Genomic DNA, 24,491 nt, shown 5'->3' with positions numbered 1-24,491 from the left:
CGATGATTCCCTTTATATCGCGCGTTAAAGGCTCGATTTTTGCCGCCGCTCTGGGAGATGCTCTCGGGGCGGCCGTTGAGAAGCTGTCGTATGAGGAAATCAAAGAACGGTACGGCCGGGTAGAGTCCCTTTTAACCCCCTGGTATAAAACAGGGACAGCAGCCGCTTTAGGAAAAAGGAGAGGTTCGGGCATTGTCACCGATGATACACTCATGATGTGCGCCCTTATGAAGGTTTATGAGAAAGAGGAAAGGCACCTGGACGCCTATGATCTCGGCAAGGAGTTTATGAAGGAGATCGCGTTCCGGGAGACCTATATTCCTGAGTTTGGCAGAAAGGCACTCTTAATGGAGCGCCTTTTTTACCCGGAGAAATATTTGTTTACACGGCACGTTCTCGCTAACTGCGAGCCAAGGGAAGGCGGCATCGGGAATATGGTCAATTGCGGAGCAGCCATGTACATCGCTCCGGTCGGAATGGTGAATGCAGGGGATCCGAAAGGGGCTTACGACGAAGCGATTCTTTTTGCGATGGGCCATCAGAACAGCTATGGTCTGGAAGCGGCGGGAGTTCTGGCAGCGTGTGTCGCAAGAGCTTTCGATCAGGATGCCACCGTAGAGGAGATCGTCAAAACAGCCGCTGCTCTCGCAAAGGATGGAACGAAAAAGGCGATTGAAGCCATGACAGAAGAGGCGGGGCGGCTGAGGGAGAAGGGTGCCGGTATGGACGAGGCCGTGTCCGCCCTGCAGAAAACAATCGAGCCGTTTTCACCGATGGGAAATGATGTTCACCGTATGGATTCGAAAACAGGGATCCCTTCAAATCACTATACGCCGAGCCGTCTGTTTTCTATAGAAGAACTGCCGATGGCCCTCGCTTTTATCGTGTTGAACGACGGGGCTTTTTACCCTTCTATTTACGATGGGATTAATTCAGGCAGAGATACGGATTCTATTGGAGTAATGATCGGCGTCATCCTCGGAGCGATGTACGGAGAAACAGCGATCCGCGCAGAAGACGTGCAGCTGCTTGAGGACGTAAACCAATTGAATTTAGCAGACCGCTGTGAGAGGTTTGCTCAAACGGCGAAAAAAATAATATGGAAAGACCTTGAACTGCATACCTATAGAAAGAAGCACCTGACCTAGAAAAAGGGAGGGGTCTGATTGCAGAGTGAACAGTACCTCGAAAAGGTATATGCAGGGTTTCTCGGAATGAATATTGGAATCCGTCTGGGGGCGCCGGTTGAGCCGCGCGAATGGACCTATGAGAAGATCCGTGATGTTTACGGAGAAATTACGGGGTATTTAAAGGACTACCGGATTTTTTCAGCGGATGACGATGCGAACGGTCCCGTGTTTTTTATACGAGCACTTTATGATGATGCCACAGGCCGTGCGCTGGTGCCGCAGGATGTCGGAAACGCCTGGCTCAATTATTGCCGTGAAGGCATCGGAATGCTGTGGTGGGGCGGAGAAAGTGTAAGCACCGAGCACCGTGCTTACACCAACTTGAAAAAGGGAATCCCTGCACCGGAATCCGGTTCAGTTGAGCAGAACGGCCTCATCCTGGCTGAGCAGATTGGCGGCCAGATCTTCATTGATACGTGGGGTCTTATTTTTCCAGGGGAGCCAAAGAAGGCCGCCGATTATGCGGGAAAAGCGGCCAGTGTCTCCCATGACCGAAATGGAATCTATGGAGCAAGGTTTATTGCTGCCTGCATTGCCAGTGCCTTTACCGCGTCCTCCATGCAGGAAATCATTGAAAGCGGATTGTCTGCAATTCCCGTTGACTGCGAATATGCTAGGCTTGTACAGGCGGTTAAGCATTTTTACGAAAAAAACCCGGGGAACTTCCGAATAGGCTATCACTATGTTGAGGAATATTGGGGCTATCATAAATATCCGGGCGAATGCCACATCATTCCGAATGCAGGTATTTGTATGCTGGCCCTCCTTTACGGAGAAGGGGATTTTGCCAAAACGGTGGAAATTGCAGTGATGTGCGGGTGGGATACGGATTGCAACGCTGGAAACGTTGGAACAATCAGCGGAGTGTTTGGTGGCCTCGATGGCATTCCGCGCCGCTACCGGGCTCCGATCAACGATGTAATCGTCGCCTCAAGTGTATCCGGCTATTTAAATATTGTAGATATTCCAACCTTCGTAAAAGAGCTGGCGCTCCTTAAATACGAGCAGGAGAGAAGTCAGCCGCCGGTCATCCTGAAAAAAGCGGTTAAGCAGGGAGAGGTGTATTTCGATTTTTCACTGCCCGGCGCTACCCATGGCTTCAAAACAAACAATCCGTTTAAAACCATCTTAAGGCATACACAGGGAAAAGGGTTTCAGCAGCCTGGCTCGCTTGAAGTGCTCTTTGACCGGATGACATCAGGCGACAGCAGCAAAATTTATTGGAAGCCCTTTTACCGAAGAGCAGAATTTAACGACGAGAAATACAAGCCCGTCTTCTCTCCAAAGGCCGTCAGCGGGCAAACAGCCGCCTTCCAAATCTTCCTGGATCAATGGCGGGGCCAGCCGCTCCACCTCACTCCTTACATTCGTACCACCTTTGCCCAAAAGGACCTTGAGCTTCCCGTCATCTGTCTTGAAAATCAGGCATGGAACAAGATTGAATTCAGGATTCCTGATACGGAAGGGGATTTGATTGACGAGATTGGCTGCAAAATCAGCAGTCCCTCTCCTGTTTATAACCGGGCATTCGGAAAACTGTATTTAGATGAGTTTCACATTTTCGGCCCAGCCTGCTGCACAATCGACTTTTCCAAGCAAAGCAAAGAATTTCAATCCGTCACCCCCTTTGCGCATCACCGGGGAAGCTGGGAGCTTAAAGGAGATGCTTTACTCTGCAGAGCGGAGGGGAACTGCTCCTCCTACACAGGAAACTATTATGCAAAAAACTACAGCTGGTCAGCTGAATGGACCGCCCTCGAAGGAGAGAGCCACCTCCTGCTGTTCAGGGCCCGGGGAATTATGCGCCACTATCTGGCAGGCTTTGACGGAAAGGGCTTTGTTTCCTTGTACAGAAACGATTTTGGGCTGGAGAAATTGAAAACGGTTTCGTTTGAGTGGGAGCTTGGAAGAGCCTATCATATAGAAATTAACTGCTCCGGACCGCTATTCACCTTTTTAATAGACGGGACCCCGATCCTGCAGGGTGAAGACGGGCGGTTTGCGTATGGCATGTTCGGAATGGGGTTTTTACAGCCTGGTGCGGCCATGATCCGGAGCATGACCATAAACACGAGTGAAAGCATTTGACTGTCAGCAGCCAAATGCTTTTTTGTACTTGTCAATCATTGGATGAAAACATGACTTTTTTATCATTTATAATCTAAAGCTATTTTGGTACTGTTTTATATAGATGATTTAGGTTTTATTTCCATATGCGGAAGCTTTATACAGCCTTGAATATCAGCCTGATAAGCTTTTAAAATTATTTTTACATAACAGGAAAAAATTAATGTATTAGGGTTATTTATCAAATAAGATAAAAATTTGGAAAAATAGGTTTTTATGCCCCGTAAAAAGGTAATAGGGAAAATACGAAAAGTTTGCAGAGGTGACGAAATGGATACAGGGCAGGTATTAGCATTAGCAGGGAAATATAGTGCCGCGGCTGACGAAGTGGAAAGTTCCGCTCATAACCTGAAAAACGCAATAAATTTGCTGTCATTAGACTGGAGCGGCAAAGGAAGAGATGAATTTATTTCAGAATTCGAGGAGACCCTTCAAGCCTTTACAAAGCACGCGGAAGACTGCAGGGAAACAAGCGAGGAACTGAAAAGTGCAGCGGCGGAAATCGAGAAGGTAAACGAAGAGAAAAAGAGATTGGAAGAATTGAGAAGACAGGCAATGATCAATGCAAAATTAAACGATACATTCGCATAAGGGGAAGGAGCTTAATCAAAGTGGGATACAAAATAGAAGCCAATCCGGATAAACTGGAGGCTTTTGCTAACAGCATTGTAAAAGAACTGGCTTTTCTGGAAAAACAGGCGGATACACTGGATGACGAGCTGGACAACATCATTAAATACTGCTCCCCGGAGTACTTACACTGCTTCAGCGGTGTGGGAAATACGGCAGCTACCAGCGATCAAGTCATTGAGCGGCTGGATAAGCACGAAAGGGATATTCGGGATGCCGGGGGTAAGCTTGTGGAGCAGGATGATATTTTAATGAAATTGTATGATTTTTACGATCAATACAACACAGCGATGATTTTTGGCGGTTCCATGTTAGGGGCAGGCAAATATATGGCTTCAGGTGTAACTCAATTTTTGCTCAATGCGGATGGGAATTTCATTGTAAAAAACATGCAATTTTTAGATGATTTCGGAAGAATGGTTGATCAATCGAAATATAAAACTATCATTAAAGCTTTTATATCTCCTACTATGATGGGATTTAAAAACAAGTCAGTTTCTGAACTTCTCTTTAAGAGAATGACTGGTTTTTTTGCAGACGATGCTGCAAATTTCAATAATAATGTTCGGAACTGGGTTAACGGGAGCGTTGACGATCTAGGAAAAAAAGTATCTTTTATGGATGTTGTTAAAACTGGTGGAAAGTTTGCTAAGGGTAACTTTCTCCTGACTACCGTGGTTACAGCTGGTTCGGAAACATTTGGAGCAGGAGTTACAATCGCTGATAATTATAATAAATATGGGGACAATCCAGAGGTGTTAAAAAGAGAAAATGCAAAAGCTGTAGGGAAAGCTGCGAATAAAACGTTTTGGGTTACTGCCGGATCAGGTGTAGGTACTGTAATTGGAGGAGCTCTAGGAAGTTTCGGTACACCTGTAGGTACGGTTTTAGGAGGAGCAGCAGGAGGTGCTGCCGGAGCTTATGTAGGTGAAAGAATAGCCGAAGCGACTGCAGGTGCTGCAGAGTCTTTGGCGCTAAAATACGATGATACAATTCAAAGCGGGATAACTGGAATAAGGAATCTTGGTGGAGATGTATCGAAAGGGATCGAAAAAGCTTCTGCGGTTGCGTCCAAGGTTACTGAAGAAGTGGATAAACACTTAAATAAAGGCATAGATATGGTTGAAAAAGGGATCAATGATGCTGGAAAAAAAGTAAAAAATGAACTGAAGAAGGTTGAAGATACAGCAGCCTCTATGGTTAATGGAGCAAAAGACTTTTTATCAAATCCATTCTCATTTGGGTAAGGAGCTAATATTATGACAACTAAAATTAAATTAAGTTCAGACGAATTGCTATTTTGCTTATATAGTGAGAATTTATTTGAACAGGGTATTTCCATGAAACAAATGTATTATCCAAATATTAGTGATGAAGAGTTAAATCTTATTTTTCAAGTGGCCTGCCGGTCTTTGCTTTCTAAAGATATGGTAGAATACATTGAAAATAAGTATATACTAAAGAAGGAATATTCGGGATTTATTCAAGTTTTAAGTTTTAGTTCCTATAGCATTAAAGCTTCCAGATTTTCAGATGAACAAGACCAGGTTTCATGGAACGGGTATTTTAATGGAGCAGAGTGCTATCTCCATTCGATCATGGATAATCAACAGGTACATATGATTGAGTATTTTAAAGATCATGATAAATTAGTTCATGTTTTAACTGCTTTAATGGATGTAAAGCATTCATCAGACACAGCAGAGGATCTATTTGTATGTACCGGAGAACTGTTCGAAACTCTTTTAGTTGGAATTCAGGAGGATGAGCAAAAAGTAAATGACTTTATTAATTCTGCAGAGATTAAAAATCTAAAAGTCCATGAATTTATTAATGACTTAAAACTAAGAAATGGAAAAATGGATAGTGTAATGAGTTTTGAAACTAATAAAGGGGAAGACCAAGCGCTGCATAACTTATCATTTATAGTTCCAGGTGTTAATCATACGTGGTTCATTACTGGAAGTGCGAGAAATGCTTTCACGCTTAATTCTGCTACCCCTGACTTGTTTAAAAGTATCATTACAGAAAATAGAAGCTTTCAGTTAGCTTGAGAGGGGAATATTATTGAAGCAGATTAATCAAACCGACACCATTGAAGTAAAAGCAAACCCCAGGTTAGTGGGCTTTGGATTAGCAGCAATAGCAGTGGCCATCCTGGTTTGCGGCTGGCTTATGATTGACGCGTTTAATTCAGGATTAAAAACAAGCCTTCTCGGACTGGCAGGGGGGGTATTAGGAACCTTTTTAGGTTTATACTTTTTAATCCATTCTGGGCCTGTATTTTTTGGAGATAAGGTTCTGTTCAAAATTATTCCTGGACCTGACGGGAGAATAGAGTCGAAAAAACAATCCGTGCCTCTTCGTGACATAAAAGATATTACGGTCCAGCATGGGGGAATGACCCTTCGATCCTGGCTTTACTATGACCTGGTCATCCTGACAAAGCAAAATAAAAAAATTAGAATACCAACCTACAATGTTTTAAATGATCAGGAATTTAACTCCTATAAACGGGATTATATCCTTCCATACTTGAATCATGAGCAAATCAGGGTTTAAATAGATCCAACCATTACCAGCCTCCTAATCCAAAAGGAGGTTTTTTCGTATTCGTATAAACAACTTCCGGAACGCTCCGATATAACCATTAGATGAATAAATTGAGGAGTGTCCATAATGGCGGTTAATTCAATTTCTGCTCAAGCTATGCCACGTACGCAAGAAGCAGAATCAGTGAAAGTGAATCCTGTGCAGGCGATGAATTCGGCAGTTCAAGTAAAGGAAGCGGTACCGGCTTCAAAAGAAAAGCTTGAAAAAATTGTAGCGAGTTTGAATGAATTTATGGCACCGGCCAATACTCATACAGAATTTGTGCTTCATGAAAAGCTGAATGAGTATTACGTGACCGTTGTGGATGATGTGACGAGAGAGGTAGTCCGTGAGATTCCGAACAAAAAGGTATTGGATATGTATGCAGCCATGACGGAATTTGTTGGTCTGTTTGTAGATGAAAAAAGCTAAATGAGGCGGTGAATCATAATGACAATGAGAATTGGCGGTCTGGCAAGCGGTATGGATATTGACCAGATGGTAAGCGATTTGATGAAAGCAGAACGGATGGGCGTCGATAAACTGAAGCAAAAGAAAACCACACTGGAATGGCAGCGTGATAACTACCGTGACATGAATAAACTGCTGAAGGAATTGGATGATATGCTCAGTCCGATTAACAAAAATTCCTTAAGCCTGCAGTCAACCTTTAATCAAAAATCGGTCAGCAGCTCCAATGACGCCGCAGTTAGTGCGAAAGCAATCAGTGCCTCTGCAAATTTTTCTTCTTCCATCGGTGTGACGAGCCTGGCAGAATCAGGTTCTTGGAAATCTAATACAGGACATGCCTATGTTCAAGGAGAAAGAGAGCTTGTCTTTAAGGTAACCGATCCGGGAACCACTGCTGAAAGAGAAGTGAAGGTATCCATCGGTGCAGCCGATACGCTAGAACAGGTTCTGTCGAAGCTTAATTCATCTTCACTTGGTGTCTCTGCCATGAAGGCAACTGTAAATGGTGAAGGCTTTGAAAGTGTCATTCTTTCAAATAATAAGGCAGGTGCCGGCGGGGCAATTAAGGCCTCCGATGACACGACCAAAGCGTTTCTGGAAAGTCTCGGAATGTCAGTTGATGCCAGCAATACAATGGTTAAGGATAAAGAGGGGAAAAATGCCCTTGTCACGATTAATGGCTATGAGATGGAGCAAACCTCCAACACTTTTAATGTGAACGGCGTTGAATACACAATTAAACAGGAAACAACAAAGCCTGTCAGCATATCAAGCAGCACCGATACAGATGGAATTTTGGATTCCATTGTAAAGTTCGTTGATAAGTACAATGAAATCATCGGGAAAATCAATGGCGAAATTACGGAAGACCGCTACCGCAGCTACCAGCCGTTAACCGATGAAGAGCGTGATTCGCTTTCCGATAAGCAGGTTGAGCAGTGGGAGGATAAAGCGAAAAGCGGCTTGCTTAAAAATGACTCCATTCTTGCTTCCGGTTTGAACAAAATGAGAACCGATTTTTATTCTCCGGTAAATGGTACAGGAAACATTGCAGGGTTTGGCCAGCTAGCTGATATCGGCATCAAAACGACCTCGAACTATATGGAAAAAGGAAAGCTCGTCATCGATGAGACGAGGCTCCGGGAAAAGATAGCAGAGAATCCGAATGCCGTCTATGAACTTTTTAATGCAAAAGGAGCAACCCCCGAAACCACTGGTCTAGCGGGGCGTCTGCGCAGCACCATTAAAGATACGATTACAAAAGTGGAAACGAAGGCTGGAAACAGCTTAATGACAACACAGAAATTTTCGATTGGAAAAAACCTGGATAATCTGGACAATCAAATCGACCGTTTTGAAGACCGCCTCATTCAAATTGAGGACCGATACTGGCGCCAGTTTACGGCAATGGAAACCGCCATCCAGCGCGCCAACGAGCAATCCGCCCAGCTAATGAACTTTAACGGCGGATATTAATGAGGAGTGAATCAACTTGGCAGTAAATAATCCATACCAGGCCTATCAGCAAAATTCCGTGACCACCGCTTCTCCCGGTGAGTTGACCCTTATGCTGTACAACGGCTGCCTTAAATTCATTAAGCAGGCGCGTGCGGCTATGGACCAAAAGCAAATTGAACTGAAAAACACCAATCTTCAAAAAGCACAAAAAATTATTCAGGAGCTTATGGTTACCTTAAATATGGACCAGGAAGTCTCTCAAAATATGATGGCACTCTATGAATATATAAACCGCCGTCTTATGGAAGCCAACCTGGGGAACGACACATCCATACTGGATGAGGTAGAAGGCTATGTTACAGAATTCCGTGATACATGGAAGCAAGTCATCCAAATGAACCGCCAGCAGCAATATAAGCAAGGCGGCTCTGTCTAATGAGCTCGGTTGCGGATGTCCACTCCCTTACACAACAGCTGCTGAACCTGCTCGATCAATCCTCAGAAAAAGATGAACGGGACCCGTTAATTGAGCAGATTGATGTAAAGCTGAATGAAAGAGAAGCCATCATGAAACAGCTGGCTCCCCCTTTCTCAGTAAAAGAGCAGGAGCTTCTTCAGGAGCTGAACAGGTGGAATAAACAAATCATCCAAAAGATGACCGCCATTAAAACATTTATCCAAGCAGACATGCAGCGGCTGAAGAAAACAAAAGACGGCGCAAACAAATATGTAAATCCCTATCAATCTGTTCAGACTGATGGCATGTTTTATGATAAGCGGAAATGAAAGAAAAGCTCCCGGGTGTTTAACCGGGAGCTTTTTAGGTATTTGTTCTTCTTCACAAGCTTTGGGAAATGAGTCTTTTTGGACTGCTGGCATTCAGACTCTTTCCTTATAATGAGTTATGGTGTAATTTGTTGGATAAATTAGGTTTTTTATCCTTTATCGCTGGGAATTAACCTATAGGAAATGAGTAGCACAAAGCTTACATGAAAATAGAGGGAGAGATGAATATGAACTATACCAATCATCAAAACAACCATAACCAGGGACCGAAGCAGCCTTTTCCTCCAAAAAATAAAAAAGAAGAGAAGAAGGATAGACTGGATGGCTGTGGAGACGGCTGCTGCAGCTTTGATGGCTGTATGGTATTAATTGCGCTTCCAGCCCAGGCGATTGTAGCAGGGTATCTGCTGATAGATAAACTTTTCTAGATTCAAAAAATTAGGCTGCCTGACTCCAGGAAAATTGGTGCAGCAGCCTGATCGGATGTTCCTATATGTGTCTTAGAGAATCATTGATGTTTTTTTGAACCTGTTCTTCAGTAGCATACTCTTCATCTGCGGCTACAGCCCGTAATTGAACAGAATCATAACCGCCAGAATAAACACAAATCCGCCTGCTTCATAACAGTCCCCTATGAAAATCGGGAATCTTAGATTAGATAAGAGTCATAAAGGCAGTAGTATACATAAAGAGAAAGATCCCATTCACAAAAAGTAAGAATACATAAGGCAATGACCGGACTGCCCGCCACTGCTCTTCCTTTCTTTCGTGTGAGACATGATAGGAGTTCATTGCATCCCGCTTAACAATAACTTGTGTACAAGGCTCTTAACGATTCGAAAGGTTCATAGAATCAACGGGAATACTGGATAAACATGTTAGCTTTGAATGCTCTTTCCTCTCAACAATTCTCTCCCTGAACCGATATTAAATATAGTATAAGAGACCTATATCGAGGGTGGATAAATTGAACGAGTACGAGAGATTTGAACTTTATCATTTCTATTATCACTTGCTGAACACAGTTCAGGAAGGTCTTGATTATGTGCTGGAGAGCTTCCATCGTTTAGAATTGAACGAAGCGGAGAAAGTCTTTTCGGATATTATGCGGGCTTTTTATCATATTGACAGCTCCAACGTGCTGATCCTGGATAAAACGGCTGAAGAGGATCCTCAGCTAACCCTTCAAATCCGAAGGTTTGATGAAGTCATTAATGAACTGGATCATCTGGAGTTTATGTATTTTCAGCCCCTCACGTACGAAACGTATTTAAAGGATCGGCTGGCCCCCGCCTTCATTTCCTGGAGGGAAGGAATTCAGACAAGACTGCAGCCGTATATTCTGCATTAGCCGCTTATCTCAGGTGAGCGGTTTTTTTCTTAAGTGATTCCTTCCTTTCTAGCTTCCTGCCCACCCGGTAAGGACCTTCCTCCTGCCTGTTCAACACTTTTTTACAAAATTCACGATTTATTCACATTAATTTTACGTTTGAGCAGGAATACTAGAGGGGAAAGTAGAAGTAAGTTTACATATCCTTTACAAAGGAGGAGTTTTTAATGAGATACAATGTCAGAGGGGAAAATATTGAGGTAACTCCAGCTTTAAGAGATTACGTGGAGAAGAAGATTGGGAAGCTTGAAAGGTACTTTCAGGAGTCCGTAGATGCTGACGTGCACGTGAATCTGAGCTACTACAGCGATATTGAATCCAAAGTAGAGGTTACAATCCCGATGACAAATCTCGTCCTTCGCGGCGAAGAGCATAACGGGGATATGTACGCAGCCATTGATCTTGTAACTAGCAAGCTTGAGCGCCAAATCCGGAAGCACAAAACGAAAGTGAACCGCAAGTTCCGTGAACAGGATTCTGCTAAATTCATGTTCGCTAATGGAAATCCGGTCGAGACGCCAACCGCTGTTCAGACTCAAGAGGAAGATGAGGACAGCATGGAGGTTGTGAGAACGAAGCGATTCACCCTGAAACCGATGGATAGCGAGGAAGCAATTCTTCAAATGAATATGCTCGGCCACAGCTTTTTCGTTTTCACGAACGCAGAGACAAACCGTACCAATGTAGTATATAAACGTAAAGATGGCAAATACGGCGTCATTGAGCCGAACGAATAAGATCTGAATGCAACCGAAAAAGAGGCGCCGAGTCATGAGGTGCCTCTTTTTTGTGGTTCAATTTGACTAGAAAATTGGTATCTCATACCTTATAATGGTGAATAGAATGGAAAAATCTTGAGGCTGATCATTGTGGGCAAGCCCTATAAAGTATGGTAGGTTGAAAGGGATACAAAAAGAGGAGATGAAGTTGTTGTATATCGTTCATTCTACATTCCATGTACCTGAGAATAAAGCAGATGAGGTCATTTCCATCTATAAAACCCGTTCTAAAATGGTTGATCAGTACGAAGGGTTCCGTTCCTTCCAGCTGCTTCAAAATGAAAAGAAAAAAGGGGAATTGACCGTTCAAATAGAATGGGAAACAAAGGATCATTATATGAAATGGGTTCAAAGTGACGCCTTTAAAAAGGTGCACGAGCATGAAAAAAACTATCCTGATCAAGAGCTTGCGTCCATTGTTCCGATTGTAAAAAAGTATGAGGTGGTTGCAACATGAAGGATGAGCATAAAAATAAAGTGATTGACGAGGTTGTAGCTGGCATTTATGAGCACTATCCAGAGCTGCATGAGCGTTATGGGGAAGCTGGAAAACGCAAGTGCCGGGAAGACAATGAGCATCATTTTAAGCATCTGGCAACTGCCTATACAGCGGATATGCCGAAAATCTTCACAGATTATGCTCTCTGGCTGAACAACGTTTTGACCTCCAGAGGCATGAAAAGTGAGCATTTAATCGATAATTTTGAGCGGATTGAGCATGCGCTTGAATCTGTGGATTCTCCTGAGAAGGATGTTTATAAGCGGTTATTAGAAGAAGCAAATCAATTACTCTTAGTGAAGAGTTAAGGGCTCGGGATACAATCCGGAGTCTTTTTTTATTTCCAGGAATGAAGAAATGCTTCTTCATTCCATAGGTATTCATAGCCCCTTGTAATAAAAAATAACAGATTGGTGGAAAAAGTTTTTTTGTTCATATACATATAGATAAATATCCTATTTTTACTGATGAAGAATATTATTCATTGTGAAAGTTATCACTTTGCTGATTCCGGGTACAGACAAGGAGATAAAAAGGAGGCAGGACACGATGAATCAAACAGTAACCGCAGGTGCTGCAACGGGGTCATTACATGTAACGTCTGAAATAGGAACACTAAAAACGGTTATGCTGCACAGGCCTGGCAGAGAAGTGGAAAACTTGACGCCTGAGCTATTACATAAACTGCTGTTCGATGATATTCCATACCTGCCTGTCATACAGGAAGAGCATGATCAATTTTCAGAAACTCTGAGAGATCAAGGGATAGAGGTTCTGTATCTTGAAAAGCTGGTGGAAGAAGCGCTTCATTTTGGCAATGCAAGAGAAGATTTTATTGACCGGATTTTAAAGGAGAGCAAGTCCAACATCAATGGAGCAAGTGAGAGCCTTAAGGAGTTTTTGATGGATTTGCCGGGTGGACAGCTCGTCTCCAAAATCATGGCAGGCGTCAGGACGTCTGAAATCGATGAGGGACGGAAACGGCATTTATACGAATTTATGGCAGATCAATATCCATTCTATTTAGACCCGATGCCTAACCTGTATTTTACAAGGGATCCGGCCGCTGTCATCGGAAACGGGCTTACGATTAATAAAATGCATGAGGGTGCAAGAAGGCGGGAATCCCTCTTCATGGATTACATTATCCGCTATCACCCGCGCTTTTCAGCATCCAAAGTGCCAGTCTGGCTTGACCGCGACTACGACTTCCCGGTTGAGGGCGGGGATGAACTGGTTTTGAGCGGGGATACGATTGCCATCGGGGTAAGTGCGAGGACCTCCGCGCGGGGAATTGAACGTCTTGCCTTAAACTTATTCCAAAAACAGGACCGGGTGAAAAAGGTCGTTGCCATCGAAATTCCAAAGTCACGTGCCTTTATGCATTTAGATACTGTATTTACGATGGTCGATTATGATAAGTTCACGATTCATCCGGCTATCCTGGGACCGGGTGGCAATATGAACATTTACGTTTTAGAAAAGCATGAGGAAGATCCAAATCGGGTAGCGATTTCCTCACGCACCAATCTTATTGCGACACTGAAAGAAGTGCTTGACCTTGATGATGTAACGCTGATCCCCTGTGGAGGCGGAGATGCGATCGTTGCTGCCAGAGAGCAGTGGAACGATGGCTCGAACACGCTTGCGATTGCGCCTGGAGTAGTCGTGACCTATAACCGGAATTACGTATCGAATCGGATCATGAGGGAGCATGGCATTGAAGTCATCGATATTCCAAGCTCTGAATTGTCACGGGGCAGGGGCGGTCCGCGCTGTATGAGTATGCCGCTGGTTCGTGAAGATATTTAAAATGGCTGGCCCTGTAATGGGGCCGGTTTTTATTTGGCGCGGCCATACTCTGATATTTGAACTGAGACTTCGGCGTAAGAGGTGTCTGACTCTGCTTTCGCTAAAGGATGGAAGCTTTGGAACCTCATTCGGTACCCCCGTTTACAAAGTCTTACACCGTGCCGATCCTCACGCTTTTGCGGCATGAAATCTCCGGCAGTGCCTCTCCATCCTCTCAAACAGCCCTGCTTCTGAATCTAAAATCTCTCCATAAAGCCTGTATCCCGCCATCTTCCATCCCTCTGTATATTGTTGTCCGCGGGAATGAATAGTGTTAGAATTAACGATAGTTCGATGTGTTTTCAAAATTTGTAAGAACGAATTGATATTTAACAGCAGAGGAGCGTTTTTATATATGCTTGGTATCTTGAATAAAGTGTTCGATCCAAATAAACGCACAGTCAGCCGCTATGAGAAAATGGCGAATGAAATAGATGCGCTCGGAACTCAGATGGAACAGCTGACAGATGAGGCGCTTCAGGCTAAAACAGAAGAATTTAAACAGCGTATTGAAAAAGGGGAAACACTTGATAAGCTTAGAAATGAAGCTTTTGCGGTAGTCCGCGAAGCATCCCGCCGGGTAACCGGCATGTATCCATTTAAGGTACAGCTCATGGGGGGGATTGCCCTTCATGAAGGAAATATTTCTGAAATGAAAACCGGGGAAGGTAAAACTCTCACTTCCACGATGCCGGTTTATTTAAACGCGTTAAGCGGTGAAGGTGTTCATGTTGTAACTGTGAATGAATACCTCGCCAGCCGTGATGCCGTTGAAATGGGGAAAATCTTTGAGTTTCTCGGTCTAACGGTCGGCTTGAATTTAAATCAGCTTACAAAAGATGAAAAACGTGCTGCGTATGCCGCCGATGTAACGTACACAACGAATAATGAGCTTGGGTTTGATTATCTTCGCGACAACATGGTCCTTTATAAAGAAGAAATGGTTCAGCGGCCGCTTAACTATGCCATCATTGATGAGGTGGATTCCATCCTGGTCGATGAGGCGCGTACACCGCTTATTATTTCCGGACAGGCTGCGAAATCCACAAAGCTTTATATGCAGGCAAATGCGTTTGTGCGCATGCTGAAAATAGAAGACGATTATACGTTTGATGTAAAAACGAAAGGCGTTCAGCTGACAGAGGACGGGATTACAAAAGCTGAGCGTGCGTTCGGAATTGAAAACCTTTTTGACATTTCCCACGTTACGTTAAACCATCATATAAACCAGGCCCTTAAGGCGCAGGTTGTCATGCAGAATGATGTGGATTACGTTGTGGAGGATGGAGAAGTCGTGATCGTTGATTCCTTTACCGGCCGTTTGATGAAAGGCCGCCGCTACAGTGAAGGACTCCATCAGGCAATTGAGGCAAAAGAAGGCCTTGATATACAAAATGAAAGCATGACGCTCGCAACGATTACCTTCCAAAACTATTTCCGTATGTACAAAAAGCTTGCCGGGATGACAGGTACAGCAAAAACAGAGGAAGAAGAGTTCCGCAACATCTACAATATGAGTGTTGTCGCGATCCCGACGAACCGCGATATCGTCCGTGATGACCGTGCGGATCTTGTGTATCGGTCCGTGAAGGGGAAATTCATGGCAGTTGTAGAGGAAGTTGCGCAGCGCCACGATGTTGGACAGCCTGTTCTGGTTGGGACGGTCGCCGTTGAAACGTCTGAACTCATTTCTCAGCTTCTTAAGAAAAAAGGCGTGCCGCATTATGTGCTGAATGCGAAAAACCATGAGAGTGAAGCGGAGATTATTGAGAAGGCTGGTCAAAAAGGAGCCGTTACGATTGCTACCAATATGGCAGGGCGCGGTACCGATATTAAGCTCGGTGAAGGTGTAAAGGATTTAGGCGGTTTAGCCGTTGTTGGAACGGAGCGCCATGAATCCCGCCGGATTGATAACCAGCTCCGGGGACGTTCCGGACGTCAGGGAGACCCGGGTATCACTCAATTTTACCTTTCAATGGAAGATGAACTGATGCGCCGCTTCGGCTCTGAAAATATGATGAACATGATGGACCGTCTAGGAATGGACGATACTCAGCCCATCCAGAGCAAAATGGTCTCACGTGCTGTAGAATCCGCCCAAAAACGGGTGGAGGGCAACAACTTTGATGCCCGTAAGCAGCTCCTTCAGTATGATGATGTTCTTCGCCAGCAGCGTGAAGTCATTTATAAACAGCGCTTTGACGTACTCGACTCTGAAAACCTCCGCGGTATTGTCGAAGAAATGATCAAATCTGCTATTGAGCGGACAGTTGCCCTTTACACTCCTAAAGAGGTCGTTGAGGAAGAGTGGGAGCTTGAATCGCTCGTGGAATATGTGAATGGAAACCTGCTCGAAGAAGGCGCACTTGAGTTGAATGAGATCCGCGGCAAGGATACTGAGGAAATTGAAGAAGTGATTCTTGCAAAAACGAAGGAGAAATACGATCAAAAAGAAGAAGCGTTTGGAACGGAACAAATGCGCGAATTCGAGAAGGTTATCGTTTTGCGTGCCGTTGATTCGAAGTGGATGGACCATATTGATGCAATGGATCACCTTCGCCAGGGAATCCACCTGCGTGCGTACGGACAAAACGATCCACTCCGTGAATATCAAATGGAAGGCTTCGCCATGTTTGAAGCGATGATTGCTTCGATTGAAGAGGATGTTGCCAAGTACATCATGAAAGCAGAAATCCGAAGCAACCTTGAGCGTGAAGAAGTGGCTAAAGGCCAAACCGCTGTTCATCCGAAAGAAGGCGAAGGCGAAGCCCCAAAGAAAAAACCAGCCCGTAAAGTAGTTGAAATCGGCAGGAACGAAATGTGTTCGTGCGGAAGCGGAAAAAAATATAAAAATTGCTGCGGTAAATAATGCAGTAAAACAATAGAGACCTGTCCAAACGGATAGGTCTTTTTTAATGTCGAAGATTGGCAAAACCACAGGATTCATTGTATAATATTATTCTTTACAATAAATTTACGAAATTACTTATAAGTAGATCGATGATGGCGATAAATACGTGAAGACTATAATGAAAGGATAATGTGAAAGTGGAACAGCAAGCAGTACTTCCGATTAAACAGAAGGCAAACCGCTGGAGAAGGGCAGCCTACCTGGGATCGGGTTTAGGATTAGTTGCAGCGAATGCGTTTTATGGTTTAAGTTCATATATCATTTGGAGAGCCATGCACCCTCCAAAGATTGCCCTGAAAAAACACCCGGAGAATTTTGGAATCCGGACAGAGGAAATTCATTTTAAAAGCTCGGATGGTTTAACCCTTAAAGGCTGGTGGATGCCGGTTGAGAATAGCAGGAAAACAGTTATTTTCTCTCATGCCTATGGACTGAACCGCTATAATATGCCGTTTCCTATATTTGATCTTGTAAAGGTTTTTCAGTCTCAAGGCTACAATGTCCTTATGTATGATTTCCGGAATGCCGGTGAATCCGATGGGAATGAAACAACGATTGCTTTAAAAGAGCAGCTTGATTTAAATGGTGCGATTGATTTTGTAAAGCATGTGAAGGAAATGGACCATATTGTCCTGATCGGCTGGTCCATGGGAGCCAGTACTTCACTGCTGACGGGATGTATGCACAGTGATGTTAAAGGGATTATTGCTGACAGTCCATTTGCGAGTCTCGATACGTATGTAATGGATTCGTTCGAATATTGGACAAAGCTCCCACGTTTTATCGGCAGAGTTTCCTCATATGTAACAAAGCTGAATTTCCTTGGCTTTAAGCCTCACTTGGTGAAGCCGATTGAGGTGGTAAGAGAGGCGAAAGATAAAAAAATTATGATTATTCATGCTAAAAATGATCCGGCTATTTCCTGCACTGAAAGCGAAAAGATGAAGCAGGCAAATGATTCACTGGAGCTTTGGCAGCCTGAAATGGGCGGGCATATTGAAGCATACCGTCTGAACAAACCGGAATATGAACAGCGAATCGTGTCTTTTTTGAAAGAATGCTCTGAATAGGAACAAAGGGAAAAGACCATGGGTTCGGGAACAGGTACGAGCTACGCTGGACTTTTTAATCTCTGTGGTTTATGTTAAACAATAGCGTAAAAAAATACCCGAGGTGACTGAAATGGATTTAGTAGAAATTCGTCAGGAATTAGATAAAACAGCTAAGCGATTAGCTGACTTCAGGGGGTCTCTTTGACCTGGAATCAAAGGAAGCCCGCATTCAGGAACTAGATGAAGAAATGGCTCATCCTGCATTCTGGAATGACCAGAATGCAGCACAGGTCGTTATTAATGAAGCGAACGGATTAAAGGATGTAGTGAATCAGTTTTACGAGATGAGTGAGTCATACGAAAATCTGCAGGTTACACTGGAGCTTTTAAAAGAAGAGCCGGATGAAGAATTGCAGGAAGAGCTCGTCTCGGAACTGAAAGAGCTGTCTTCCCAAATGAATGAATTCGAACTGCAATTGCTGCTAAGTGAACCGTATGATAAAAACAACGCAATCCTGGAACTGCATCCTGGAGCAGGCGGAACAGAGTCTCAGGACTGGGGCTCTATGCTGCTTCGCATGTACACCCGCTGGGGAGAGAAAAAAGGATTTAAAGTTGAAACAATGGATTACCTTCCCGGAGATGAAGCAGGAATCAAATCTGTGACGCTTTTGATTAAGGGGCACAATGCATACGGCTATTTAAAGGCGGAAAAAGGAGTCCACCGCCTCGTGCGCATCTCTCCGTTCGACTCATCCGGACGCCGTCATACTTCATTCGTGTCATGCGAAATCATGCCGGAGTTTAATGAGGAGATCGAAATTGATATCCGCACGGAAGACTTAAAGGTCGATACGTACCGTGCAAGCGGAGCCGGCGGACAGCATATCAATACAACTGATTCCGCCGTCCGAATTACCCATCTCCCAACCGGGGTGGTCGTATCCTGCCAAACCGAGCGATCTCAAATTAAAAACCGCGAGCATGCCATGAAAATGCTGAAAGCGAAACTTTACCAAAAGAAGATTGAGGAGCAGGAAGCACAGCTTGCTGAAATTCGCGGAGAACAAAAAGACATTGGATGGGGAAGTCAAATCCGCTCCTACGTCTTCCATCCCTACTCTATGGTGAAAGACCATAGAACAAGCACGGAAATAGGAAATGTTCATTCCGTTATGGATGGAGAAATTGATCCCTTCATTGATTCCTATTTACGATCTAAGTTATAATCAGGAAAACACCCTTGCCCGGGTGTTTTCTTTTTTAAACTTACAGAGGCAGGTGCATGTAACAGATTTTTTCATGTTTCCACCCTGCTAACAGGTGGGTATGAATAGACTATACAAACGAACGAACCGGGAGGTGACAAGGTTGAAATCTGTCATAAAAGTGATTGCATCCGTGCTCTTGTTTTTCGGATTTCTATTTGGCGCAGCGGGGATTTTCCTTGCCGATCATACAGAACAGTCCTCCTACGCAGTAGCTATTGCTTTCGGGACAGGCGGTTTACTATTCATGATCTGGGCCAAAAAAACGGTCTATCTCTGGGGATTAACCTTTTTGGCAACAAGCGGGACGCTATTTTTCTCTGTCATCGTATACCGCTGCTTTCATGCCTCCGAATGGGCCATGGGAATTGGATTCTTATGTCTGGATGCGAGTCTTTTGATCCTAGCAGTTTTCACCCTGTTAGCCTGCCTTCGAGGAAAAGCACCGAAAAAAATATAAACCATTTTTGGACAAGCCGGCAAAAGCCGGTTTTTTGTTTGGCTCTCGGCTCTCAGCAAGAGAGGCTCTGCTCGGAACCACGTTCCAGCCGTTCGAAAACTAAGCATTCCTTTTCGGAAACCCCGTCCGGCTCGCAACCGGGAAGGCTCCGCTGGAAATGTCGCTCCAGCCGCTCGTAAAGCAAGTATTCCGGCTCGCCCCCTCAATCATCTCGCCCCGAATTCGACGCAGCCATGCCCCTCCCTGGCAGGAGCTTCAGGTCTAAAGCCGTATAATTCTTTAATCACCGGGGGAAAATACTTTGGCACTTTATCACTTTACTCTGCCTTCATTTACACCGCGCTTCACCGGTGCTATACTCTTGTCTGGTTAAGTATTCCATTGGAGGGACAATTTAATATGAAACAGCGGATGCGGTCTTTTACTCAGGAACCAATCACAGCAAAAATTCTGGAGTATGTATATATCCTTGCAGGATCAGCTGCCGTAGCGCTTGCCTTTAACCTATTCCTGCTGCCGAACCGGGTGGCTTCCGGCGGTGTAAGCGGGATCAGCACGATTTTAAATGATGCATTCGGCTTTGAGCCTGCTTATGTACAGTGGGCCTTTAATATTCCATTGTTTGTAGCGGGAGTTGTACTGTTAGGAAGACAGTTCGGTTTTAAAACCCTGATCGGTACGCTCTTTTTGCCTTTCATCGTTTATCTTTCAAAGGATATGGAGCCTGTAACGAGAGACCCGCTGCTTGGAGCACTCTTTGGAGGAATAGGAGTAGGACTCGGGTTAGGCCTTGTGTTCAGAGGAAAGGCTTCCACAGGCGGGACCGATCTGGCTGCTCAAATTATTCATAAATACACAGGCCTGACGCTTGGAACGTGTGTAGCAATTATTGACGGAATGATTGTGCTGGCCGCTACCTTTGCTTTTGACATTGAAGGGGGATTGTATGCCTTAATCGGGCTGTATGTCACGAGCAAAACCATCGACATCGTGCAGATCGGGCTCGGCCGTTCCAAAATGGCGATGGTGATCACGAGCCATGAAGAAGAAATTAAACAAGCCATTTTAAAGAAGATTGACAGAGGAGTTACGAAGGTATCAGCTTTCGGAGGATATACAGATATAGAAAAACCGATTCTCATGTGCGTAGTGGATCAGACCGAATTCACAAAACTGAAACAATTGGTCCGATCTATTGATCCGTCTGCCTTTGTAGTCGTTATGGATGCTTCAGAGGTGCTGGGAGAGGGTTTCAAGCGGGCGTGACTAGGTTATAATGGTAACGATATACAGCTTGATAGGAGGCTGCTCCATTGAAAAGAAAAGCATTTGCACTTATATTCGGCACATCGATCATGTTAACCGCCTGCGGCGGAGGCGGAGAATCTGCTTCTGAACCGTCTGCAACAGATGGCGAGCAGTTATTTAAGCAAAATTGCACAAGCTGCCACGGAGCTGATCTTAAAGGATCTTCCGGTCCCAGCCTGATAAAGGTCGGAGCAGAATACGATGCGGCAGAAATTGAAAGTATCATTCAAAACGGCCAGGGCATTATGCCCAGGGGGATTTTGGAGGGTGAAGACGCTAAAAAAGTGGCAGAATGGCTTGCTGAAAAAAAATAAGAGATTCCCGACCCGGGAATCTCTTGTTTTTTAGAGTGGATGTCGAAATATGGAACTTTCTTTCTGTAGAAACCTCCAAATACCTATACCCAAATTCAATAAAAACATTACTGTTTTTACAGCCTTGAAATGAAAATGTAATATAATTGGGGCTATTTTTGGCGAATGTTGGTGTTATAATGGACGTTGTGAGAAAAGATTTGGTAATAGGACTATGTTTATACAATCGACAATAAGCAACAATAATCGCAGTTGAAATAAATGATACAAAAAAACTAGTTTTGGGTGATTTGCATGATTGAAATGGAGAAGATATTTAAAACATACCCAAACGGTGTAGTCGCCATCAATGGAATTGATGTGAAGATTAACCAGGGTGAATTCGTTTATGTAGTCGGACCAAGTGGAGCCGGAAAATCTACTTTCATCAAGATGATGTACCGTGAGGAAAAGCCAAGCTCTGGTAAAATAGTCATAAACGGAGTGAATCTCGGAAAGCTGAAGGAAAGCAAGGTCCCCTTCCTGCGAAGAAGCATCGGGGTCGTTTTCCAGGACTTTAAGCTTTTGCCAAGATTGACGGTTTATGAAAATGTTGCGTTCGCTATGGAAGTAATCGGCGAGAACAGCAAAACGATTAAAAAACGCGTAATGGAAGTGCTGGATCTAGTTCAGCTTAAACATAAAGCCAGAAGTTTTCCTGATGAACTTTCAGGGGGAGAGCAGCAGCGTATTTCTCTGGCAAGGTCCATTGTCAATAACCCGGGTGTGGTGATTGCGGATGAGCCTACAGGAAATTTGGATCCTGATACATCATGGGAGATCATGAATGTGTTTGAAGAAATTAATAACCGCGGCACGACAGTGGTTATGGCGACGCACAACCGTGAAATTGTCAATACGATGAAAAAGAGGGTCATTGCAGTCGAAGACGGAAAGATTGTCCGTGATGAGGCCAGAGGGGAGTATGGTATTTATGATTAAAACCCTGGGCCGTCACTTCCGCGAAAGTCTTAAATCCCTCGGCAGAAATGCATGGATGTCCTTTGCATCCATAAGTGCAGTTGCTGTCACGCTTATACTGGTCGGAACCTTCCTCGTCATTATGATGAACCTCAACCACTTTGCGAATAACATCGAAAATGATGTGCTGATCAAAGTGCTGGTGGATGAGACAGCCTCCGAAGAGGAACGAACCAAGCTGGAAACGGATATCAACGGTGTAGATGGAATTGCCAGTGTTGAATTTTCATCAAAAGAAAAGGAGCTTGACCAAATTCAGCAGAACTTTGGCGAGCAGGGAGAAGCCCTGGAGCTGAGAGATCAGGGAAATCCGCTCAGAGATGCTTATATTGTGAAAGCAGAAGAGCCTCAGGAAACCGCAAAAATAGCTCAACAGATCGAAGAACTTGACAGCGCCTATAAAGTCAATTACGGCAAGGATGAAGTGAAAAAGCTCTTCAGCGGTTTGAATACAGCAAGAAATATTGGGATCGGGCTGATTATCGGCTTAGTCTTTACAGCGATGTTCCTAATATCAAATACTATTAAAATCACAATCTTTGCCCGCAGGCGGGAAATTGAGATTATGAAACTGGTAGGGGCCACGAACTGGTTTATCCGCTGGCCGTTCTTCCTGGAAGGACTAATGCTCGGAACGTTTGGAGCAGCCATTCCAATCGTTATACTCGTCTTTGCCTACAGCAGCTTATATGAATGGGCCGCACCGCAGCTGGCCAACTCTTTTGCCGAGCTGCTGCCGTTCTATCCGTTCGTATGGCAGGTATCCCTCATCCTGCTTCTTATCGGGGCGCTGATAGGAGTATGGGGAAGTCTGATGTCCGTAAGAAAGTTTTTGAGAGTATAAGGCAAAAAGGGCCGGACTGGCTTCAAAGGCCAGTCTGCCGCTGCCTTACATAGAGACAGGGGAGGAAAACAAGGTGAAAAGAAAGCTTTTAACTTTTGGGGTCGCTGCCATCGTCACGGTAAATGGCGTTCTAATACCGCTTAGCAGCGATCGGGTCCATGCAGAAACTTTAGAAGAGAGACAGAAAAACATTCAAGACAAGCAATCCGGGGTCGAATCTGACCTTTCAGGCAAGAAAAAGAAAATAGATGAATTAACAAAGAAGCAAGAAGAGCTTAACGCAGAAATCAAGCAAATTGATACGGAAATGACTGAAACTAACGCAAAAATCCGGGATAAGCAGACCGAAGTTGATCAGGCTAAAAAAGACATAGAAGACCTGAAAACGGAAATTGAGGAAATTAAGCAGCGGATTAAAGAAAGAAATGAAATAGTAAGGGAACGCGCACGTGCAATGCAGGAAAATGGCGGCATGGGAAGCTATTTAGATGTGCTTCTGGGTGCTCAGGACTTTGGTGACTTTATTTCAAGAGTCGGCGCAGTGTCCACGATTATTGGAGCTGACAATGATATCTTAAAAGCACATGAAGATGATAAAAAGAAACTTGAGGAAACAGAAGCAAAACTAAATTCGACCCTTCAATCTTTAGAGAATTCTTTAACAGAGCTTGAAGGACTGAAGGATGAACTGAATAAAAAGTCAGCAGAGAAAAACTCTGTGATGCAGGAAGTTATAAAACAAAACAAAGAAACTGAACATGAAATGCACGAGCTGGAAGATGAGTCCGCATTCCTTCAGGATCAGGAGGCAGCTGTTAAGCAGGAGATCCAGCGTGCGAAAGAAGAAGAAGAGAGACGCAAACGCGAAGCAGCGGCAGCTGAAGCAGCAGCTAAAAAAGAAGCTGAACAAAAAGCAGCCGCACAAAAAGCAGCAGAACAGAAAGCAGCGGAAGCAAGAAATAGCAGTTCTTCCAGCAGCAGCCAGTCAAACAGCAGGTCGTCAGGCAGCTCTTCAAGTGCACCCGCTCCAAAAGCATCCCAAGCTCCAACTCCGAGCGGAAATGGTATGTTCATTTGGCCCGCACAGGGAAGACATTCCTCTGAATTTGGCATGCGTGTGCATCCGATATCTGGCCAGAAGAAGCTCCATGGCGGTATTGATATCGCAAATGGAAATGTACCAATTCGCGCAGCAGCATCAGGTACAGTAGTCCGTGCAGCTTATTCCAGCAGCTGGGGAAATGTTGTCTTTATCACTCACAGCATTAACGGGAAAATATATACAACGGTCTATGCTCACTTGGATTCAATGAATGTCAGAAGCGGACAATCTGTCAGCCAGGGGCAGCAGATTGGAATCATGGGAACAACGGGAGGTTCTACAGGAACTCACCTTCACTTTGAAGTGCATCCAGGAGGATACTCTGGTAAAGGAAGCGCTGATAACCCAAGAAAATATTTGCCTTAATGGTCTGATAGAATGACAGGCGTCCTTTAACAGGGCGTCTGTTTTTTATTTCCTCAATTCGCTGCACTCTAAA

General features: G+C 44.3%; 25 protein-coding genes. All 25 read left to right on the top strand.

Annotation, left to right across the window (positions count from 1 at the left end):
• Positions 1-2: 2 nt before the first annotated feature.
• A complete protein-coding gene (locus tag ACQCV8_RS02030) occupies positions 3-1,148 on the top strand; it encodes an ADP-ribosylglycohydrolase family protein (protein ID WP_426842870.1) in 1,146 nt (381 codons plus the stop codon).
• 18 nt (positions 1,149-1,166) lie between these two features.
• Positions 1,167-3,278, top strand: a complete 2,112-nt coding sequence (locus ACQCV8_RS02025) for an ADP-ribosylglycohydrolase family protein (RefSeq protein ID WP_426842869.1) — start codon at positions 1,167-1,169, stop codon at positions 3,276-3,278.
• A 309-nt stretch (positions 3,279-3,587) separates the two neighbouring features.
• Positions 3,588-3,908 (top strand): WXG100 family type VII secretion target, encoded by a 321-nt coding sequence (locus ACQCV8_RS02020; RefSeq protein WP_426842868.1) that lies wholly within the window; start codon positions 3,588-3,590, stop codon positions 3,906-3,908.
• 20 nt (positions 3,909-3,928) lie between these two features.
• Positions 3,929-5,194 (top strand): hypothetical protein, encoded by a 1,266-nt coding sequence (locus tag ACQCV8_RS02015; RefSeq protein ID WP_426842867.1) that lies wholly within the window; start codon positions 3,929-3,931, stop codon positions 5,192-5,194.
• A gap of 12 nt (positions 5,195-5,206) precedes the next feature.
• On the top strand, positions 5,207-6,001 hold the full coding sequence (locus ACQCV8_RS02010) for a hypothetical protein (protein WP_426842866.1): 795 nt from the start codon (positions 5,207-5,209) through the stop codon (positions 5,999-6,001).
• A 13-nt stretch (positions 6,002-6,014) separates the two neighbouring features.
• On the top strand, positions 6,015-6,509 hold the full coding sequence (locus ACQCV8_RS02005; RefSeq protein WP_426842865.1) for a DUF5381 family protein: 495 nt from the start codon (positions 6,015-6,017) through the stop codon (positions 6,507-6,509).
• Between the two features lie 117 nt (positions 6,510-6,626).
• Complete coding sequence (flaG, locus tag ACQCV8_RS02000; RefSeq protein WP_426842864.1) at positions 6,627-6,971, top strand: flagellar protein FlaG; 345 nt, start codon at positions 6,627-6,629, stop codon at positions 6,969-6,971.
• An 18-nt stretch (positions 6,972-6,989) separates the two neighbouring features.
• A complete protein-coding gene (locus ACQCV8_RS01995; RefSeq protein ID WP_426842863.1) occupies positions 6,990-8,486 on the top strand; it encodes a flagellar hook-associated protein 2 in 1,497 nt (498 codons plus the stop codon).
• 16 nt (positions 8,487-8,502) lie between these two features.
• On the top strand, positions 8,503-8,904 hold the full coding sequence (gene fliS, locus ACQCV8_RS01990; RefSeq protein ID WP_426842862.1) for a flagellar export chaperone FliS: 402 nt from the start codon (positions 8,503-8,505) through the stop codon (positions 8,902-8,904).
• Positions 8,904-9,254 (top strand): flagellar protein FliT, encoded by a 351-nt coding sequence (locus ACQCV8_RS01985; RefSeq protein WP_426842861.1) that lies wholly within the window; start codon positions 8,904-8,906, stop codon positions 9,252-9,254. The genes fliS and ACQCV8_RS01985 overlap by 1 nt, the downstream gene beginning before the upstream one ends.
• A 227-nt stretch (positions 9,255-9,481) precedes the next feature.
• Positions 9,482-9,682 (top strand): hypothetical protein, encoded by a 201-nt coding sequence (locus ACQCV8_RS01980; protein ID WP_426842860.1) that lies wholly within the window; start codon positions 9,482-9,484, stop codon positions 9,680-9,682.
• 530 nt (positions 9,683-10,212) lie between these two features.
• Complete coding sequence (locus ACQCV8_RS01975) at positions 10,213-10,605, top strand: hypothetical protein (protein WP_426842859.1); 393 nt, start codon at positions 10,213-10,215, stop codon at positions 10,603-10,605.
• A 206-nt stretch (positions 10,606-10,811) separates the two neighbouring features.
• Entirely contained in the window at positions 10,812-11,381 is a 570-nt protein-coding gene (gene hpf, locus ACQCV8_RS01970; RefSeq protein ID WP_426842858.1) for a ribosome hibernation-promoting factor, HPF/YfiA family, read from the top strand.
• A 193-nt stretch (positions 11,382-11,574) separates the two neighbouring features.
• Positions 11,575-11,880, top strand: a complete 306-nt coding sequence (locus tag ACQCV8_RS01965) for an antibiotic biosynthesis monooxygenase family protein (RefSeq protein WP_426842857.1) — start codon at positions 11,575-11,577, stop codon at positions 11,878-11,880.
• Entirely contained in the window at positions 11,877-12,230 is a 354-nt protein-coding gene (locus ACQCV8_RS01960; protein WP_426842856.1) for a hypothetical protein, read from the top strand. The genes ACQCV8_RS01965 and ACQCV8_RS01960 overlap by 4 nt, the downstream gene beginning before the upstream one ends.
• Before the next feature lie 241 nt (positions 12,231-12,471).
• The gene (gene arcA / locus ACQCV8_RS01955; RefSeq protein ID WP_426842855.1) at positions 12,472-13,734 is read left to right on the top strand and encodes an arginine deiminase; all 1,263 of its coding nucleotides are present in this window, start codon (positions 12,472-12,474) and stop codon (positions 13,732-13,734) included.
• A gap of 394 nt (positions 13,735-14,128) precedes the next feature.
• On the top strand, positions 14,129-16,642 hold the full coding sequence (gene secA, locus ACQCV8_RS01950) for a preprotein translocase subunit SecA (RefSeq protein WP_426842854.1): 2,514 nt from the start codon (positions 14,129-14,131) through the stop codon (positions 16,640-16,642).
• A 179-nt stretch (positions 16,643-16,821) separates the two neighbouring features.
• A complete protein-coding gene (locus ACQCV8_RS01945; RefSeq protein WP_426842853.1) occupies positions 16,822-17,754 on the top strand; it encodes an alpha/beta hydrolase in 933 nt (310 codons plus the stop codon).
• Positions 17,755-17,866: 112 nt separating this feature from the next.
• Positions 17,867-18,965 (top strand): peptide chain release factor 2 gene (gene prfB, locus ACQCV8_RS01940; RefSeq protein WP_426842852.1). Its coding sequence is split into 2 segments (ribosomal slippage): positions 17,867-17,929 and positions 17,931-18,965, totalling 1,098 coding nucleotides; the frame shifts between segments, so codons are not numbered across the junction.
• 142 nt (positions 18,966-19,107) lie between these two features.
• On the top strand, positions 19,108-19,464 hold the full coding sequence (locus ACQCV8_RS01935) for a hypothetical protein (RefSeq protein ID WP_426842851.1): 357 nt from the start codon (positions 19,108-19,110) through the stop codon (positions 19,462-19,464).
• Positions 19,465-19,863: 399 nt separating this feature from the next.
• Positions 19,864-20,730, top strand: a complete 867-nt coding sequence (locus ACQCV8_RS01930) for a YitT family protein (protein WP_426842850.1) — start codon at positions 19,864-19,866, stop codon at positions 20,728-20,730.
• A gap of 47 nt (positions 20,731-20,777) precedes the next feature.
• Positions 20,778-21,086, top strand: a complete 309-nt coding sequence (cccB, locus tag ACQCV8_RS01925) for a cytochrome c551 (RefSeq protein ID WP_426842849.1) — start codon at positions 20,778-20,780, stop codon at positions 21,084-21,086.
• A gap of 294 nt (positions 21,087-21,380) precedes the next feature.
• The gene (gene ftsE, locus ACQCV8_RS01920) at positions 21,381-22,067 is read left to right on the top strand and encodes a cell division ATP-binding protein FtsE (RefSeq protein ID WP_426842848.1); all 687 of its coding nucleotides are present in this window, start codon (positions 21,381-21,383) and stop codon (positions 22,065-22,067) included.
• Positions 22,060-22,950, top strand: coding sequence for a permease-like cell division protein FtsX (gene ftsX / locus ACQCV8_RS01915; RefSeq protein ID WP_426842847.1), 891 nt, complete (start codon positions 22,060-22,062; stop codon positions 22,948-22,950). The genes ftsE and ftsX overlap by 8 nt, the downstream gene beginning before the upstream one ends.
• A 73-nt stretch (positions 22,951-23,023) precedes the next feature.
• Positions 23,024-24,418, top strand: a complete 1,395-nt coding sequence (locus ACQCV8_RS01910) for a murein hydrolase activator EnvC family protein (RefSeq protein ID WP_426842846.1) — start codon at positions 23,024-23,026, stop codon at positions 24,416-24,418.
• The last annotated feature ends 73 nt before the right edge of the window (positions 24,419-24,491 follow it).

It is taken from the genome of Metabacillus sp. 84, assembly GCF_050107715.1.
Lineage (GTDB): Bacteria > Bacillota > Bacilli > Bacillales > Bacillaceae > Metabacillus_B.
Note: the sequence above shows the minus strand (reverse complement) of the source record. Positions and strands in the feature narration are given on the sequence as shown.

Bases quoted from the DNA above. Each gene is read 5' to 3' on its own strand.
- ACQCV8_RS02030 (WP_426842870.1), top strand. From the start codon at position 3: ATGATTCCCTTTATATCGCGCGTTAAAGGCTCGATTTTTGCCGCCGCT.
- ACQCV8_RS02020 (WP_426842868.1), top strand. From the start codon at position 3,588: ATGGATACAGGGCAGGTATTAGCATTAGCAGGGAAATATAGTGCCGCG.
- ACQCV8_RS02010 (WP_426842866.1), top strand. From the start codon at position 5,207: ATGACAACTAAAATTAAATTAAGTTCAGACGAATTGCTATTTTGCTTA.
- flaG (WP_426842864.1), top strand. From the start codon at position 6,627: ATGGCGGTTAATTCAATTTCTGCTCAAGCTATGCCACGTACGCAAGAA.
- ACQCV8_RS01995 (WP_426842863.1), top strand. From the start codon at position 6,990: ATGACAATGAGAATTGGCGGTCTGGCAAGCGGTATGGATATTGACCAG.
- ACQCV8_RS01985 (WP_426842861.1), top strand. From the start codon at position 8,904: ATGAGCTCGGTTGCGGATGTCCACTCCCTTACACAACAGCTGCTGAAC.
- ACQCV8_RS01980 (WP_426842860.1), top strand. From the start codon at position 9,482: ATGAACTATACCAATCATCAAAACAACCATAACCAGGGACCGAAGCAG.
- hpf (WP_426842858.1), top strand. From the start codon at position 10,812: ATGAGATACAATGTCAGAGGGGAAAATATTGAGGTAACTCCAGCTTTA.
- ACQCV8_RS01960 (WP_426842856.1), top strand. From the start codon at position 11,877: ATGAAGGATGAGCATAAAAATAAAGTGATTGACGAGGTTGTAGCTGGC.
- arcA (WP_426842855.1), top strand. From the start codon at position 12,472: ATGAATCAAACAGTAACCGCAGGTGCTGCAACGGGGTCATTACATGTA.
- secA (WP_426842854.1), top strand. From the start codon at position 14,129: ATGCTTGGTATCTTGAATAAAGTGTTCGATCCAAATAAACGCACAGTC.
- ACQCV8_RS01930 (WP_426842850.1), top strand. From the start codon at position 19,864: ATGAAACAGCGGATGCGGTCTTTTACTCAGGAACCAATCACAGCAAAA.
- ftsE (WP_426842848.1), top strand. From the start codon at position 21,381: ATGATTGAAATGGAGAAGATATTTAAAACATACCCAAACGGTGTAGTC.
- ftsX (WP_426842847.1), top strand. From the start codon at position 22,060: ATGATTAAAACCCTGGGCCGTCACTTCCGCGAAAGTCTTAAATCCCTC.